Consider the following 16,292-nt stretch of genomic DNA (forward strand, 5'->3'; position numbering starts at 1 on the left):
ACGTGTTCTAGTCTCAGAGACAAATGAGTACCGGTTACCAATCCGACCAGGCAGGAGCAGGTCCCGAGATGACGCAAGAAGTGACCGAGCGGGTCGAAGCGCTGTTGCCGACGCTGCGCGAACGCGCGCAAGAGGCCGAGGACCTGCGGCGCATCCCCGACGAGACGATGAAGTCGCTACAGGAAACCGGCTTCTTCCGACTGCTGCAGCCCAAGCAGTGGGGCGGCTACGCCGCCGATCCGGTCGTCTTCTACGACACCGTCCGCCGGATCGCGGCCGCGTGCGGTTCCACCGGCTGGGTGGCCGGCATCATCGGCGTGCACAACTGGCATCTGGCGCTGTTCGACCAGCAGGCCCAGGAAGACGTGTGGGGTGAGGACACCGAGGTCCGCATCTCCTCCTCCTACGCCCCGATGGGCGCGGGCACCGCGGTCGAGGACGGCTACCGGGTCTCCGGGTCGTGGGCCTGGTCCTCGGGCTCGGACCACGCGACCTGGGTCGTGGTCGGCGGCCCGGTGATCAAGGACGGCAAGCCGGTCGATTTCGGCAGCTTCCTCATCCCCCGTTCGGACTACCGCATCGATGACGTGTGGAACGTCGTCGGCCTGCGCGGCACCGGCTCCAACACCGTGGTCGTGGAGGACGTGTTCGTGCCGCGGCACCGCTTCCTGAGCTTCCGCGCCATGAACGAGATGAAGTCGCCCGGCCTGGAGCGCAACACCGACCCGGTCTACAAGATGCCGTGGGGCACCATCCACCCCACCACCATCTCCGCCCCGATCGTCGGCATGGCCTACGGCGCCTACGCCGCGCACGTCGAACACCAGGGCAAGCGCATCCGTGCCGCCTACGCCGGGGAGAAGGCCAAGGACGATCCCTTCACCAAGGTGCGGGTGGCGGAGGCCTCCAGCGACATCGACGCCGCCTGGCGCCAGCTCTCCGGCAACGTGGCCGAGGAGTACGCGCTGCTGAAGGAGGGCAAGGAAGTGCCCTTCGACCTGCGCGTGCGGGCCCGCCGCGACCAGGTGCGCGCCACCGGCCGCGCGATCGCCTCCATCGACAAGCTCTTCGAGGCCTCCGGCGCCACCGCGCTCGCCAACGGCACACCGCTGCAGCGCTTCTGGCGCGACGCGCACGCCGGCCGGGTCCACGCCGCCAACGACCCCGAGCGCGCCTACGTCATGTACGGCACGCACGAGTTCGGGCTGCCGGTCACCGACGGGATGGTGTGATGACCTCGACCGCCGAACTGACCTACGAGTCGACCTCCCGCTACGCCCAGGTCCGCCCGGATCTGAAACTGCACTACCACGAGGCCGGTGTGGGCAACGGCCCGACGATCGTGCTGCTGCACGGCGGCGGCCCCGGCGCCTCCTCCTGGTCGAATTTCGCCCGCAACATCCCGGTGCTGGCGCAGAATTTCCATGTGCTCGCGGTGGACCAGCCGGGATTCGGGCGGTCGGACAAGCCGGTCGACCATCCGCAGTACTTCTCGCACTCGGCCGCGGCGCTGAAGGATCTGCTGGACACCCTCGGCGTCACCGAACGGGTGCACCTGCTGGGCAATTCGCTCGGCGGCGGCGCGGCCGTGCGGTTCGCCCTGGACTACCCCGACCGCGCGGGCAAGCTGGTGCTGATGGGCCCCGGCGGGCTGAGCATGAACGCCTACGCGCCCGACCCCACCGAGGGTGTGAAGCTGCTCTCCCGCTTCAACTTCGAGCCCACCAGGCAGAACCTGGAGGCGTTCCTGCGCATCATGGTGTTCGACCAGAAGCTGATCACCGACGAGCTGATCGACGAGCGCTTCGCCTCGGCCGCGACACCCGAGGCGCTGGCCGCCACCCGGGCGATGGGCAAGTCCTTCGCCGGCCCGGATTTCGAGCTCGGCATGCTCTGGCGCGACGCGTACAAGCTGCGCCAACCGGTGCTGCTGATCTGGGGTCGCGAGGACCGGGTGAACCCGCTCGACGGCGCGATCGTCGCCACCAAGATGATCCCGCGCGTGCAGCTGCACGTGTTCGGCGGCTGCGGACACTGGGCGCAACTGGAGAAGTTCGACGAATTCAACCGGCTGGCAACGGACTTCCTGTCCGGGCCCGGCAAGGAGAGTTAGACATGGGCATCCGATCGCTCGGCTACCTGCGCATCCAGGCCACCGATATGGCGGCCTGGCGCGAGTACGGCCTCAAGGTGCTCGGCATGGTGGAAGGCAAGGGCGGCGATCCGAACTCGCTCTACCTGCGCATGGACGAGTTCCCCGCCCGCCTGGTGATCGTGCCGGGCGAGGCGGACCGCCTGCTGGTCTCCGGCTGGGAGACCGCCAACGCCGAGGAGCTGCAGGACATCCGCGACCGGCTCGACCGCGCGGGCGTGCCCTACAAGGAGGGCACCGAGGCGGAGAAGGCCGACCGCCGCGTCTACGAGCTGATCAGCTTCGAAGACCCCTCCGGCAATGTGCTCGAGGCGTTCCACGGCGTGGCGCTCGAGCACCGGCGGGTGGTGAGCCCGTACGGGCACCGCTTCGTCACCGAGGAACAGGGCCTCGGGCACGTGGTGCTCAGCACCAAGGACGACAAGGCCGCGCTCGAGTTCTACCGTGACGTGCTCGGCTTCCGGCTGCGCGACTCCATGCGGATGCCGCCGCAGATGGTCGGCCGGCCCGCCGACGGCGAACCGGCCTGGCTGCGCTTCTTCGGCTGCAACCCGCGCCATCATTCGCTGGCCTTCCTGCCCATGCCCACCCCCAGCGGCATCGTGCACCTGATGATCGAGGTGGAGAACGCCGACGACGTCGGCCTGTGCCTGGACCGCGCGCTGCGGCGCAAGGTCAAGATGTCGGCCACCCTGGGCAGGCACGTCAACGACAAGATGCTCTCGTTCTACATGAAGACCCCGGGCGGCTTCGACGTCGAATTCGGCTGCGAGGGGCTGGAAGTCGACGACAGCGACTGGATCGCCCGGGAGTCCACCGCCGTGAGCCTGTGGGGTCACGACTTCTCGGTGGGCATGCGCGAGCAGCAGTGATTCGAGCGGCCCCGGCGGATTCCGGGGACGGGACAGGGCAGCAACGATGGAGACGAATGTGACCGCCGACGCCAATCCGGTGATCGATCCCCGGCAGTTCCGCACTGTGCTCGGGCAGTTCTGCACCGGCATCACCGTCATCACCACCTTCGGTGCGGACGCGGCGCCGGTCGGCTTCGCCTGCCAGTCGTTCGCCGCCCTGTCCCTGGATCCGCCGCTGGTGCTGTTCTGCCCCACCAAGGGGTCGCGCTCGTGGGCGGCGATCGAGCGGTCCGGCCGCTTCTGCGTGAACATCCTGGCCGAGGCGCAGCAACCGGTGTGTGCCCGGTTCGGGTCCCGCGAGGAGGACAAGTTCGCAGGCACCTCCTGGCACACCTCGGAACTGGACCTGCCCGTGCTCGACGACGCGCTGGCGACCGTCGAGTGCCGGGTCGACAGCGTCATCGACGGCGGTGACCACTACATCGTCATCGGCCGGGTGCTCGCCCTGTCGGAATCCACCGACTCCGGCCGCCCGCTGCTGTTCTACCGCGGCCAGTACACCGCCATCGAGCCGGAGAAGACCACCCCCGCCCCCTGGCGCGCCGATCTGGACCACTTCCTCACCACCACCACGCTGGACACCTGGCTGTAGCTGTCCACCGGGGCCCTGCCGGTGGCCCCGACCTCCTGCTAATATAAGTTCACACTTATCAAAGGAGGTCGTCATGGCATTGCTGACAAATCCGGTCGCCACGGCCGGACTGGTGACGCGCGAGGTCAGGACCGGGAGCCGGGCGGGAGTACCGACCCGGATCGCGGTGGCGCGGCGCAGCTACCCCACCGAGCAGGCGGACCTGTGGGACGCGCTCACCAACGCCGAGCGGCTGCCGCGCTGGTTCCTGCCGATCACCGGGGAACTCGGCATCGGCGGTCGCTACCAGCTCGAGGGAAACGCGGGCGGGATCGTCGAGGAATGCGACGAGCCGCGCCAGTTCGCCGTCACCTGGGAGATGGGACCGCAGGTGTCGTGGCTGCGGGTGACGCTCACCCCCGGCGACGACGGGACCGTGCTGGAGCTGGAGCACGAGGCGCCGGTCGATCCCCAGATGTGGGAACAGTTCGGGCCGGGCGCGGTCGGTGTCGGCTGGGATCTGGCGCTGATGGGGCTCGACGAACATGTGCGCACCGGCGAACCGGTGGACACCGATGCCGCGCTGACCCTGCACACCACGCCCGACGGGATCACATTCATCCGCACCGCCGCCGAATCGTGGGCCGATGCCGCCATCGCCGACGGCGACGACCCCACCACCGCGCACACCGCCGCCGAACAGACCATCGTCTTCTACACCACCGAACCCGAGGAGGGCGCCGAGTCCTGATGGCGGCATCCCCGGCGAAGATCTTCGAGGCACTCGGCGACCCGATCCGCCGCCACCTGCTCGAGCTGCTCGCGGCGGGTGAACAACCCGCGGGCGCCCTCGTCGCGGCGGTGCAGCAACACGCCGCCATCTCCCAGCCCGGCGTCTCCCAGCACCTGAAAACGCTGCGCGACGCCGGGTTGGTCACCGTGCGCGCCGAGGGCACCCGCCGCCTCTACGCCCTCGACCCCACCGGCCTGGACACCGCCCGCACCTGGCTCACCACCCTGCTCGACCCCCTGCACCCGTTCACCCAACCCCTCGACGCCCTCGCCACCGAAGTGGCCCGCGGCAAACGCACCCGCCGCACCAGCCCCGACTCCCAGACGACCGCCCGAGGCGCCTGAAGCCGCCCGTCCGAGCGTCCTGACATCAGATTGATTGAATCATTACGTCATCTAGAATGCGGGTCATGCTGTTTCCGACGCCGCCCTTGAGTCCCCGCGACGAGAAGGTGCTGGCCGACGTCGACCGGATTCGGCACGACCTCCAGCACCAGCTTCGCGGGACTCCAGCACCGTGGACAGGAGGATTGCGCAAGTTCCTCACCGCCGACGCCGTAGCCGCGTCGAACTCGATCGAGGGCTTCAAGGTCTCGACCGTCGACGTGGAAGACCTCATGGCGGGCGAACGAGATGTCGAGGTCTCGGAGGAGAATCGCGCCGAGACGCTCGCCTACGAGCGGATGATGACCTACATCCAGACGTTGCACGACGTCCCCGACTTCGCCTACAGCAAGGGACTGCTCAACTCACTGCACTGGATGCTGCAGGGGCACCGCCACAGCACGCGCAAGCCGGCCGGCCAGTGGCGGCGCGGGCCCGTGTATGTCACCGACGCTCGCGACCCGAACATCGCGGCCTATGTCGCCCCCGACGCCGCCGCCGTACCGGCCCTGATGGCAGAGCTGGTCGACTGGCTCGAGGACGACGACGGGACGCACTCGCTGGTACGTGCGGCGATGGCGCACCTGCACCTCGTGTGCATCCATCCCTGGGCCGACGGAAACGGCCGGATGTCTCGGTCGTTGCAGACGCTGCTCATCGCGCGGGAAGGTGTGCTCGCCCCCGAGTTCTCCTCGATCGAAGCGTGGCTCGGTAGACCGGGCAACACGTGGGAGTATTACCAGGTGCTCGCCCGCCGCGGCCCCGAATACCAGCCGGACCAGGACGTATCGGACTGGCTCAGGTTCAATCTCACGGCGTATCACCAGCAGGCGCAGACCGTCCACGCACGATTCGACATCTCCGGCCGGGTGTGGACCGCACTCGCGGAATCAGCCGCGCAGGAGCGCCTCGATCCTCGGACGGTATCGGCCCTGCACGACGTGGCGATGTCGGGTCGCGTGCGACGTTCCCGGTACGAGCGGAGTGAAGGTCTGAACATGCAACAGGCCCAACGCGACCTGCGCGACCTGGTCAAGATGCGCATTCTCGAGCCGGTCGGCCGAACCAGGGCGAGGTACTACGTCGCCGGGCCGCGTTTCCCGGAACGGGCGATGGAACTGGCCCGGACGCCGATCGTCCTGCGGGATCCGTACAGCGAGTAGGCCTACTCCACAAGGCGGACGGTGGCGAAGATCTCGCGGGCCTGGGCGGGGGTCAGTTCGTCGGGGACGCCGCGATCGGCGGCCAGGGTGCGGACGAGGATGGGGTTGTCGAGGTCGGGCGCCTTCGAGCGGCTGACGTAGCTGACGGTGCGCAGTTCAGCGCCGACGCCAACCACGTGCGACGACCCGGGCCGCCCGCAACGGACGACCCGGGTCGTGGCGCACGGTCGACCTATCCGGTCACACGGCGGCCCGCATCCCGCTCACACAGTGGCGGTCTGCTGTTCGCGCTGCAATTCCAGTGCGATGTCGATGAGTTGGTCCTCCTGCCCGCCGACGAGCTTGCGCCGGCCGGCGCGCACGAGCATTTCCGCGGCGGAGACCCCGTAGCGTTCGGCCTGGCGTTCGGCGTGCTTGAGGAAGCTCGAGTACACCCCCGCGTAGCCCATCATCAGGGCCTGGCGGTCGAGCAGGCATTCCTGCGGCATGGCCGGGCGCACCACGTCTTCGGCCGCGTCGGCGATGGCGAAGAAATCGATGCCGGTCCTGATGCCGAGCTTGTCGCAGACGCCGACCAGCGCCTCGACCGGGGTGTTGCCCGCACCCGCACCGAAACGCCGTGCGCTGCCGTCGATCTGGGTGGCGCCCGCGCGGATGGCGTAGATGGAGTTGGCGACCGCGAGGTCGAGGTTCTCGTGGCCGTGGAAGCCGACCTGGGCGTCGTCGCCGAGTTCGGCGACCACGGCGGCGACCCGGTCGGAGACCTGCTCGAGCACCAGCGCGCCCGCGGAGTCGACGATGTAGACGCACTGGCAGCCCGCGTCGGCCATGATGCGGGCCTGCTTGGCCAGCACCTCCGGCGGCTGGGTGTGCGACATCATCAGGAAGCCGACCGTTTCCAGGCCGAGTTCACGGGCCAGGCCGAAGTGCTGGATGGAGACGTCGGCCTCGGTGCAGTGGGTGGCGATGCGGCAGATGGAGGCGCCGTTGTCCTGGGAGACCTTGATGTCCTCCTTCACCCCGACGCCGGGCAGCATCAACACCGCGATCTTGGCCTGCTTGGCCGTCTGCGCGGCGATGGTGACCAGTTCCTGCTCCGGGGTCTTGGAGAACCCGTAGTTGAACGAGGAACCGCCGAGCCCGTCACCGTGGGTGACCTCGATGACGGGCACGCCAGCGCCGTCGAGAGCGGCGACGATGTCGCGCACCTCGGTGGCGGTGAACTGGTGGCGCTTGTGATGCGAGCCGTCACGCAGCGAGGTGTCGGTGACGCGGATGTCGAGTTCTGCGGAATAAGCCATGGTTGATCGCTCCTTACACCCGGGCCGAGGTGATCTGGCCGGCGATGACCTCGCCGACCTTGGTCGCTGCCGCGGTCATGATGTCGAGGTTGCCCGCGTACGGCGGCAGGAAGTCGCCCGCGCCTTCCACCTCGACGAACACCGACACCTTCGCCAAGCCGCCGGACACCACCGACGGCTCGTCGAACTGCGGCTCGTTGAGCAGCCGGTAGCCGGGCACGTACTGCTGGATGTCGGCGACCATCCGATGGATGGAGTCGGCGATCGCGTCGGTGTCGGCGTCCTCGGGGATCGCGCAGAAGATGGTGTCGCGCATGATCATCGGCGGCTCGGCCGGGTTCAGGATGATGATCGCCTTGCCGCGCTGCGCACCGCCGATGGTCTCCACGCCCCGGCTGGTGGTCTTGGTGAACTCGTCGATGTTGGCGCGGGTGCCCGGCCCGGCCGAGACCGACGACACCGAGGCGACGATCTCGGCGTAGGGCACCGGCACGACGCGCGAGACGGCGGCCACGATCGGGATGGTGGCCTGCCCGCCGCAGGTGATCATGTTGACGTTGGGGGCGTCCAGGTTCGCGCCCAGGTTCACCGGCGGCACCACCGCAGGGCCGACGGCGGCCGGGGTCAGGTCGACCGCGCGGATGCCCGCCTCGGCGTAGCGGGGGGCGGCGGCGCGGTGCACGTAGGCCGAGGTGGCCTCGAAGATCATGTCGGGCAGCTCCGACTGCGCCAGCAGCCAGTCCACGCCCTCGTGCGAGGTCTCCAACCCCAGGCCGCGGGCGCGCTTCAAGCCCTCGCTCTCGGGGTCGATGCCGATCATCCAGCGCGGCTCGATGGCCTGCGAACGCAGCAGTTTGTAGAGCAGATCGGTACTGATGTTGCCGGACCCGACGATCGCGGCGGTGACGGTCCCGTTGGACACGACAGGCCTCCTAGGTGAATTGCAGACGGACGGAACCGAGTCCGGCGAACTCGGCGTGGAACGTGTCGCCGGGGCGGGCGTCGATGGCGCGGGTGCACGAGCCGGGCAGCACGATGTCGCCCTTGCGCAGCCGCACCCCGAACGAGGCGACCTTGCGGGCCAGCCACGCGACCGCGATCACCGGGTCGCCGAGCACCGCGTCGCTGCGCCCCTCGGCGACCACCTCACCGTTGCGGGTGAGCACCGCGTCGATGGCCTTGATGTCGATGTCGGCGGGCGCCACCCGCTGCGGACCGAGCACGAAACCGGCCGAGGACGCGTTGTCGGAGATGGTGTCGCACAACCCGATGTTCCAGTCCTTGATGCGGGAATCGATCAGCTCGATCGCCGGCGCGTAGGCCACGGTCGCGGTCAGCACGTCGGCTTCGGTGCAGTCCGCGCCGGGCAGGTCGGCGCCGAGCACGAAGCCGACCTCGACCTCCACCCGTGGGAACAGGTAGCGACCGGCCTCCACCGGAACGTCCTCGAAGACCTCCATCTCGGCCAGCAGGTGCCCGTAGTCGGGCTCGTCGACGCCCATCATCTGCTGCATGGCCAGCGAGGACAGGCCGACCTTGTGCCCGACCACCCGCGCGCCCGTGTCCAGGCGGCGGCGGATGTTGATCAGCTGGATCTCGTAGGCGTCGACGACGTCGATGTCGGGGTGCCTGGCGACCAGCGGGTCGATGGCGACCCGCTCGGTCTCGGCCCGCCAGAGCTCGTCGGCGAGTTCGGTTCGTACCGCGTCGGACAGCACGCTAATTTCCTTCCGCTGAGGCTTGTTCGAGGACGCCCGCCGCGCTGCGACCCGCCCGGCGGCCGGAGAAGACGCAGTCGGCCAGGGACAGTCCGCTGACATAGGACTCCGAGCAGATGCCGACGGCGGTACGGCCCGCCGCGAACAATCCGGGGATGTCGTGCCCGGCCGTCGATCGCACCGCTCCGGTGGTCTCGTCGACGACCACACCGCCGAGGGTGAGCATCGGGCAGGGGTTGATGACGCTCGGTTTGATACCGACATCCAACAGCCAGTAGGGCCCGCTGCGCACGGGTTCGCAGAACTCGGCGGGCTTGCCGACCGGGTCCGGCGCGCCCGCGGCGATGGCGGCGTTGTGCGCCTCGACGGTGGCGCGCAGTCCGGCCGGATCGATGCCTGCCTTGCGCGCGGCGTCTTCGAGGGTCGCGCCGCGGATCGCCTTGCGGCGCATCACCTCGAACTGGGCGCGCTGGAACCAGGCCGATTGGGTGCGCATCTGTGCGATGCCGAGCCGCATGCGCTCGTCGTCGGCGAGCACCCAGCCCAGCCCGTCGTGTTCGTTGACGAGCTTGTGGCCGACGGCGGCGCCGTAGCGGGTCTCGTCGATCACCCGGCGGCCCTCGGCGTCCACGAGCAGGGCACCGGTGAACGCGCTGGGCGGCAGGATGAACCGCCACGCGGAGATGTTGCCCATCCGGTCGGTGGCCGCGCCCACCTCCTGCGCCATCAGGATGCCGCTGCCGTCGTCGCCGGTGCTGCCCAGTTCCAGGCCGTGCCGGTACTGCGGGCCGTAGCGGTGCACGAGTTCACGATTGGCGATGAAGCCGCCCGCGCTGACGATCACGCCACGGCGGGCGTGCACCCGGATGGTGGTGCCGTAGCGGCGGTCCAGCGCCTCCAGGCGGCGCTCGAGATTCTTGCGCAGCGGCGGGTAGTAGATGCCGGGCTTGGCGGCGACCTTCGCCATCCGGACGTAGCGGTCGCGCACGGCGGCGGGGGCATCGCGCAGCGTGCGGCACTCGACCCCGACGACCGCGCCGTCGGCGTCGGCGATGAGACGCGTTGCGGTGGTTAGTGTTTCGACCCGGACGCCGTGGCGGGCCGCGGAGGCGGCCAGCGGGCCGGTCAGCTTCTTGCCGGAGGTGCCACGCCCCTTGACGCGGTGGCCGCGCTGGGCAGGCTCGGCGACCTCGCGGCCGTAGCCGGAGACCTCGCTGCCGGAGTAGTACAGGTAGTACTTGTCGTTCGGGTAGGAGGTCTTGTACGGGCACAGCGAGGGCTCGAACGGCACGCCGTGCCCCTGCAACCAGTCGATCATCGCCGGGCTCTCCTCGACGAACCGGCGCAGCGTCTCCGGCGCGACCGCGTCACCGACCTCGCGGGTCAGGTAGGCCAGCATCTGTTCCGGGGTGTCGGAGACGCCCGCCGCCCGCTGTACCGAGGTGCCGCCGCCCGCGTAGATGATGCCGCCGGACAGCGCGGAGGTGCCGCCGCCGGTGAACCGCTCGAGCACCAGCACCTGCGCACCGGCCGCGGTGGCCTCCAGCGCGGCACAGGCGCCCGCCGCCCCGAACCCGATGACGACGACATCGGCGGCGAGGTCCGCATCCGCGCCCACCTGCACTCGACTGGCCATGCACTCCACTCCGAATTGAAACAAGTTTTCTCGGCAGATGGAACGCCGAGCAGGTCTTCTGCCACTCAACATAGACCAAAGGCGCGTCCATTCTATAACGTGTTCTACATGACTGATCCGGTTCTGGACCCACACAGCTACGACGTGGTGGTGGTCGGCAGCGGCGCCGCCGGTATGACCGCCGCCCTCACCGCCGCGCACCACGGCCTGCGCGTGGTCGTCCTCGAGAAAGCGGCGCACTACGGTGGCTCGACCGCCCGGTCCGGCGGTGGCGTGTGGATTCCCGGGAACAAGGCGCTGCGCGCCTCCGGTCGTCCCGACGACCGTGAGGAAGCCCGCACCTACCTGCACAGCATCATCGGCGACGTGGTGCCCAAGGAACGGATCGACACCTACATCGACCGGGGCGCCGAAGCCTTCGATTTCGTGCTCGACCACACCCCGCTGCAGATGAAGTGGGTGCCCGGATACTCCGACTACTACCCGGAGGCGCCGGGCGGGCGCGGCGAGGGCCGCTCGTGCGAGCCCAAGCCGTTCGACCTGAAGGTGCTCGGACCGGAGAAGGACAAGCTCGAGCCCGCCTACGCCAAGGCGCCGCTGAACGTGGTCGTCATGCAGGCCGACTTCGTGCGGCTCAACCTGATCCGCCGCCACCCGAAGGGCATGCTGCGGGCCATGCGCGTCGGAGCGCGCACCTACTGGGCCAAGTTCACCGGCAAGCACATCGTCGGCATGGGCCAGGCCATCATCGCCGCCATGCGCAAGGGGCTGATGGATGCGAACGTGCCGCTGCTGCTGAACACCCCGATGACGAAGCTGGTGGTCGAGGACGGCCGGGTGACCGGCGTGGAGGCGCTGCACGACGGCGAGCCGGTGGTGTTCTCGGCGCGCTACGGGGTGGTGCTCGGCAGCGGCGGATTCGAGCACAACGCGGAGATGCGCGCGAAATACCAGCGCCAGCCCATCACCACCGAATGGACGACGGGCGCGGCGGCCAACACCGGCGACGGCATCCGCGCGGGCATGGAGATCGGCGCCGACGTGGACTTCATGGAGGATGCCTGGTGGGGTCCGACGATCTTCAAGGGCGGTCGGCCGTGGTTCGCGCTGGCGGAACGGAATCTGCCCGGATGCGTCATCGTCAACGCGCAAGGCAAGCGGTTCGCGAATGAGTCCGCTCCTTACGTCGAGGCCGTGCACGCGATGTACGGCGGTGAATACGGGCAGGGTGAAGGGCCCGGGGAGAACATCCCCGCGTGGCTGGTGTTCGACCAGCGCTACCGCAACCGCTACATATTCGCCGGACTCCAGCCCGGACAGCGCTTCCCGTCCCGCTGGATGGAAGATCAGAACATCGTCAAGGCCGACACCCTCGCCGAACTGGCCGAACTGATCGGCGTGCCGGTGGGCAATCTGACCGCGACCGTCGAGCGGTTCAACAAGTTCGCCGAGACCGGCAAGGACGAGGACTTCGGCCGCGGCGACAGCCACTACGACCGCTACTACGGCGACCCGACGGTGAAGCCCAATCCGTGCCTGGCCGCGCTGGTGCAGGGCCCGTTCTACGCGGCAAAGATCGTGCCGGGCGATCTCGGCACCAAGGGCGGCCTGGTGGCCGACGAGTCCGGGCGGGTGCTGCGCGAGGACGGCTCGCCGATCCCCGGCCTGTACGCCTCGGGCAACTGCTCGACGCCGGTGATGGGCCACACCTACGCCGGGCCCGGCGCCACCATCGGACCGGCCATCACCTTCGGCTACCTCTCGGTACTCGACATCCTCGCGCGCAAGAACGAGCAGTCCCCAGCCGCTTCGGGCACAGCCTGAGCGGTCAGCGGCGGAGGCGGCAGCGCAGCGTCACCACGAAGCCGCCCCGCTCAGGCACAACAGGCACAGCCTGAGCGGTCAGCGGTGCACCACCTGTCCGCCTGATGGGCTCCGGTCTTCCCGGACCGGAGCTCTCCCCTCAGGATGGAGGCACGGTCCGGCCGTCCCCACGTATCCACAAGGAGATTTCCCCATGCCCATCGATCCGTCCGTCGCCCTCGGCGCGCAGCTGCCGAGCCGCGAGTTCGCGTGGACCCCCTCCGACGTGCAGCTCTACCACCTGGGGCTGGGCGCGGGGACCCGCTGGACCGACGAGGCCGAACTGCGCTACCTCGACGATCGCGAGCCGCAGGTGCTGCCCACCTTCGCGACCGTGGCGCAGACCCTGCACGAGACCGAGCCACCGAAGGTGAGCTTCCCCGGCATCGACATCGATCTGGCCAAGGTGGTGCACGCCTACCAGGAGGTGCAGGTGCACCGGCCGATTCCGGCGGCGGGCAAGGCGACCAGCACCGGCCGGATCAGCGAGCTGTGGGACAAGGGTTCGGCCGCGGTGATCGTGCAGGAGCACACCATCACCGGCTCCGACGGCGCACCGCTGTGGACGACCCGCTCGTCGATCTTCGCCAAGGGCGAGGGCGGATTCGGCGGTGAACGCGGGCCGAGTACCAGAACCGAACTGCCCGACCGCGATCCCGACGCCGAGGTCGCGATTCCCACCCTGCCGCAGCAGGCCCTGCTGTACCGGATGCTCGGCGACCGCAATCCGCTGCACTCGGACCCGGCGTTCGCCAAGGCGGCCGGGTTCCCCGCGCCGATCCTGCACGGCCTGTGCACCTACGGCCTGGTCTGCAAGGCCGCCACCGACACCGTGCTCGACTCCGACGCCACCCGCGTCACGGGTTTCCGGGCCCGCTTCGCCGGTGTGCTGTTCCCCGGCGAGACCATCCGCGCCCGGATCTGGCGCGGCGCGGGCGAATTGACGATCGCCGCCACGGTGGCCGACCGCGACGACGCCCCGGTCCTCGGCGACGTCACCTTGACCTTCCAGTAGCGGACCCCGCCGGGTGGGCGGGCTACTCGGCATAGTGCCCGCCCACCACCACGATGACGAGTTCGCTTTCGGTGACGTAGTAGTCGTCATTCCCGGCGGGTGCTCGGCGTGGCGGCCGGGGTGGGGCGGGGGGTGAGGGTGGGGACGAGGACGGCGTAGAGGGCGATGACGGCCACCGGGGCGAGGGCGGGGAGCCAGGCGAGGTGGAGCGGGAGGACGGCGGCGGTGGCGGCGCAGGCGGTGCCGCCGACGGCGCCGAGGACCGACGGAAGTGTGGTGGGGACGACGCCGGCGGGGGCGGCGACGGTGGCGGCGTTGAGCAGGTAGGCGGTGGCGACCAGGCCGGTGGCGGCGGCTTCGACCACGCCGATGTCCGCGGCCAGCGCGAGCACGGCGACGGTGAGCAGCACCGCGCCCACCGCGGCGGACCGGAACCACCAGCTCAGCACCACCAGGACCAGCGCGGGCAGCGCGGCGGGGGCGAAGATCAGCGCGACGGCGGCGACCAGGAGCGCACCGGCGAGCGCGGCGAGGAATCGGGTCATCGGCGCACCCTCGTACTACGGCGGTGCTCGGGCAGCAGGCGCATCACCTGGTCCAGCCGCACGTCCTCGGGCCACGGCACGATGTCCACGCCGATCGCCGCCATGTCCCGATACATGGTGGCGCGCTCGAGATGCCACATCCTGGCCAGCGTCGGATCGAGTCCGTCGCGGAAAGGCGTGCCGCGCAACACGTCCACGACGACCACCACGTGCCCGCGCTTGCGCAGATCGATGAGTGCCAGCGCGAATTGGGTGTCGAGCAGTGTGGAGAACGCGACGACGATCGCGCCCAACGGCACCGCGGCGTGCGGGGCGAGCGTGCCGGTGGTCGGGATGTGTTCGTCGCCGACGGCGAGCACGGTGTCGACGATGCGGTAGAACTGGCGGCGGCCGATGTCGGGGCGCAGCCAGCGCGGCTGCTCGCCCAGGCACACCACGGCCGTGCGGTCGCCCGCCGACAACGTCGACTGCACGACCTGCGCGGCGCCGCGCACCGACAGCTCCAGCGCGTCGCTGGCGGGGCCGGGCGCCTGGAGCGAGGTGTCGATCAGCACCACCACGTCGGCGGACCGGTTGGTCAGCCGTTCGGTGACATACAGCCGTCCCCGCCGGGCGCTGACCGGCCAGTTCACCGTGCGCAGCTGGTCGCCCGGGGTGTATGCGCGGATGTCGGCGTATTCGACGCCGGGCCCGTGCCTGCGCGTCAGGTGGGTGCCCAGGCGCTCGGGCAGCTCGGTGCGCGGCATCCGCATCAGCTGCGGATCGGTGACCGGATAGACGAAGAGCTCACCGGCGGGCAGGATCTCGGTCGCCACGGCCAGTCCCGCCGGACTCAGTGCCGACACCCGCACCGACAGCGGATAGCGGCCCCACCGCGACGCCGACAACGCCAGCCGCAGCCCGGCGGGCGCGGCACCGGAATCGCTGGTCTCCTCGATCGTCACGTCGAGCCCCGGCACCGGTTCGGGGGTGATGCGCAGCAGCGCGTGCCCGGATTCGACGAAGGCGGCGACCGTGCACACCACCTCCTCGGTCTCGAAGCACCGCTGGGTGCCGCCGCCGTCGACCTCGATCCGGGTGGGCGAACGCTGCCACGGCGCGGTGGCGAGCACTCCGAGCAGCGGCGCCGCGAACACCACCGGCTGCCACCGCGCGAACACCACCGCCGCCAGCAACGCGACGGCCGCGCAGCCGGCGAGCATGTAGACCAGCGGGGCGGGCTGCCAGCGCAGTTCGGCCTCGACGGTGGTCTCGGCGTCGCGGTGTCTCATGTCGTGGTGGCGCGCGGCACCGGGAGCCTGCGCAGCAGTTCGCCGATCACGTCCTCGCCGCGCACCCGGCGCACCCACATCTCCGGGCGCAGCGTGATGCGGTGCGCCATCGCCGGAATCGCCAGCGCCTTCACGTCTTCCGGGATGACGTAGTCGCGGCCGAGCAGCAGGGCACGGGCACGGGCCATCTGCACCAGGTCCAGTTCGGCGCGCGGGCTCGCCCCCACCTCCACCTGGGGATGCCCGCGGGTGGCCCCGGCCAGGGCCACCACGTACCCGACCACGTCGGGGTGCACGGAGACGTATTCGACGGACTGGCGCATCTCCAGCAACGCGTGCGCGTCGACGACCTGGTCGACCTCCGGCTGCACCGAACCGCGCTCGAGCCTGCGCCGGATCATCTGGGTCTCGTCGGCCTCGGAGAGATAGCCCAGCCGCAGCTGCACGGCGAAGCGGTCGAGCTGCGCTTCCGGCAGCGGGTAGGTGCCCTCGTACTCGATCGGGTTGTCGGTGGCCAGCACGATGAAAGGCTGTGGCAGCGGGAAGGTTTCGCCGTCGATGCTGACCTGTCCCTCGGCCATCGCCTCCAGCAGGGCGGCCTGGGTCTTGGGCGGGGTGCGGTTGACCTCGTCGGCCAGCAGCACGTTGGTGAACACCGGCCCGCGCCGGAAGTTGAACCGGCCGGAGTTCATGTCGTAGATGGTGGAACCGAGCAGGTCGGCGGGCAGCAGGTCGGGGGTGAACTGCACGCGGGTGAACTCGAGGCCGAGCGCGGCGGCGAAGGACCGGGCGATGAGGGTCTTGCCGAGGCCGGGCAGGTCCTCGATGAGCACGTGGCCGCCGGAGAGCACGGCGATCATGATCAGCCGCAGCTCTTCCTGTTTGCCGACGACGACGCGGGACAGTTCCCGCAGCACCGCCTCGGCACGCTGGACCGTCACGTCCAAGGGCATGGTCATGGCACTCG

At 69.8% G+C, this 16,292-nt stretch carries 17 protein-coding genes; 9 read left to right on the top strand and 8 right to left on the bottom strand.

Annotated elements, in window-relative coordinates; translation table 11 throughout:
- The first annotated feature begins 68 nt into the window (after positions 1-68).
- The 7 genes from hsaA (at position 69) to AMO33_RS18360 (ending at position 5,976) form a co-directional block, all read left to right on the top strand.
- Entirely contained in the window at positions 69-1,232 is a 1,164-nt protein-coding gene (gene hsaA / locus AMO33_RS18330; protein WP_060593704.1) for a 3-hydroxy-9,10-secoandrosta-1,3,5(10)-triene-9,17-dione monooxygenase oxygenase subunit, read from the top strand.
- A complete protein-coding gene (gene hsaD / locus AMO33_RS18335) occupies positions 1,232-2,113 on the top strand; it encodes a 4,5:9,10-diseco-3-hydroxy-5,9,17-trioxoandrosta-1(10),2-diene-4-oate hydrolase (RefSeq protein ID WP_011207002.1) in 882 nt (293 codons plus the stop codon). Before hsaA ends, hsaD begins: the two co-directional genes overlap by 1 nt.
- Before the next feature lie 2 nt (positions 2,114-2,115).
- The gene (gene hsaC / locus AMO33_RS18340; protein ID WP_011207001.1) at positions 2,116-3,024 is read left to right on the top strand and encodes an iron-dependent extradiol dioxygenase HsaC; all 909 of its coding nucleotides are present in this window, start codon (positions 2,116-2,118) and stop codon (positions 3,022-3,024) included.
- 46 nt (positions 3,025-3,070) lie between these two features.
- Positions 3,071-3,658, top strand: coding sequence for a 3-hydroxy-9,10-secoandrosta-1,3,5(10)-triene-9,17-dione monooxygenase reductase subunit (hsaB, locus tag AMO33_RS18345; RefSeq protein WP_011207000.1), 588 nt, complete (start codon positions 3,071-3,073; stop codon positions 3,656-3,658).
- 73 nt (positions 3,659-3,731) lie between these two features.
- The gene (locus AMO33_RS18350) at positions 3,732-4,388 is read left to right on the top strand and encodes an SRPBCC family protein (RefSeq protein WP_060593705.1); all 657 of its coding nucleotides are present in this window, start codon (positions 3,732-3,734) and stop codon (positions 4,386-4,388) included.
- Positions 4,388-4,774: an ArsR/SmtB family transcription factor gene (locus AMO33_RS18355; protein WP_060593706.1), complete on the top strand. Its 387-nt coding sequence runs from the start codon at positions 4,388-4,390 to the stop codon at positions 4,772-4,774. The genes AMO33_RS18350 and AMO33_RS18355 overlap by 1 nt, the downstream gene beginning before the upstream one ends.
- 65 nt (positions 4,775-4,839) lie before the next feature.
- Positions 4,840-5,976, top strand: a complete 1,137-nt coding sequence (locus AMO33_RS18360) for a Fic family protein (RefSeq protein WP_060595032.1) — start codon at positions 4,840-4,842, stop codon at positions 5,974-5,976.
- Between the two features lie 2 nt (positions 5,977-5,978).
- Here AMO33_RS18360 and AMO33_RS31630 read toward each other — a convergent pair whose 3' ends face one another.
- The 5 genes from AMO33_RS31630 to AMO33_RS18380 all read right to left on the bottom strand — a co-directional run bounded on the left by AMO33_RS31630 (position 5,979) and on the right by AMO33_RS18380 (position 10,631).
- Positions 5,979-6,152 carry a hypothetical protein gene (locus AMO33_RS31630; protein ID WP_159005432.1) on the bottom strand — a complete coding sequence of 58 codons (174 nt, stop codon included), beginning with the start codon at positions 6,150-6,152 and terminating at the stop codon, positions 5,979-5,981.
- 87 nt (positions 6,153-6,239) lie between these two features.
- Entirely contained in the window at positions 6,240-7,277 is a 1,038-nt protein-coding gene (dmpG, locus tag AMO33_RS18365; RefSeq protein WP_011206996.1) for a 4-hydroxy-2-oxovalerate aldolase, read from the bottom strand.
- 13 nt (positions 7,278-7,290) lie between these two features.
- A complete protein-coding gene (locus AMO33_RS18370) occupies positions 7,291-8,199 on the bottom strand; it encodes an acetaldehyde dehydrogenase (acetylating) (RefSeq protein ID WP_011206995.1) in 909 nt (302 codons plus the stop codon).
- 10 nt (positions 8,200-8,209) lie between these two features.
- Positions 8,210-8,995 carry a 2-keto-4-pentenoate hydratase gene (locus AMO33_RS18375; protein ID WP_060593707.1) on the bottom strand — a complete coding sequence of 262 codons (786 nt, stop codon included), beginning with the start codon at positions 8,993-8,995 and terminating at the stop codon, positions 8,210-8,212.
- A 1-nt stretch (position 8,996) separates the two neighbouring features.
- Positions 8,997-10,631 (bottom strand): FAD-binding protein, encoded by a 1,635-nt coding sequence (locus AMO33_RS18380; RefSeq protein WP_060593708.1) that lies wholly within the window; start codon positions 10,629-10,631, stop codon positions 8,997-8,999.
- 99 nt (positions 10,632-10,730) lie between these two features.
- Between AMO33_RS18380 and kstD the strand changes: the two genes are divergently transcribed.
- Together kstD and AMO33_RS18390 are read left to right on the top strand one after the other, a co-directional pair.
- Positions 10,731-12,455: a 3-oxosteroid 1-dehydrogenase gene (gene kstD, locus AMO33_RS18385; protein WP_060593709.1), complete on the top strand. Its 1,725-nt coding sequence runs from the start codon at positions 10,731-10,733 to the stop codon at positions 12,453-12,455.
- A gap of 193 nt (positions 12,456-12,648) precedes the next feature.
- Entirely contained in the window at positions 12,649-13,509 is an 861-nt protein-coding gene (locus AMO33_RS18390; protein WP_060593710.1) for a MaoC family dehydratase, read from the top strand.
- A gap of 86 nt (positions 13,510-13,595) precedes the next feature.
- On the opposite strand, the gene AMO33_RS18395 is transcribed toward AMO33_RS18390, so the two are convergent.
- Genes AMO33_RS18395 through AMO33_RS18405 form a run of 3 tightly spaced genes read right to left on the bottom strand, consistent with a single transcriptional unit; the run spans position 13,596 to position 16,284 of the window.
- On the bottom strand, positions 13,596-14,054 hold the full coding sequence (locus AMO33_RS18395) for a hypothetical protein (protein WP_060593711.1): 459 nt from the start codon (positions 14,052-14,054) through the stop codon (positions 13,596-13,598).
- Positions 14,051-15,325: a DUF58 domain-containing protein gene (locus AMO33_RS18400; RefSeq protein WP_060593712.1), complete on the bottom strand. Its 1,275-nt coding sequence runs from the start codon at positions 15,323-15,325 to the stop codon at positions 14,051-14,053. The genes AMO33_RS18395 and AMO33_RS18400 overlap by 4 nt, the downstream gene beginning before the upstream one ends.
- Complete coding sequence (locus AMO33_RS18405) at positions 15,322-16,284, bottom strand: AAA family ATPase (protein ID WP_060593713.1); 963 nt, start codon at positions 16,282-16,284, stop codon at positions 15,322-15,324. The genes AMO33_RS18400 and AMO33_RS18405 overlap by 4 nt, the downstream gene beginning before the upstream one ends.
- Positions 16,285-16,292 lie beyond the last annotated feature (8 nt).

Origin of the sequence: Nocardia farcinica (assembly GCF_001182745.1) — a bacterium.
Taxonomy (GTDB): Bacteria; Actinomycetota; Actinomycetes; order Mycobacteriales; family Mycobacteriaceae; genus Nocardia; species Nocardia farcinica.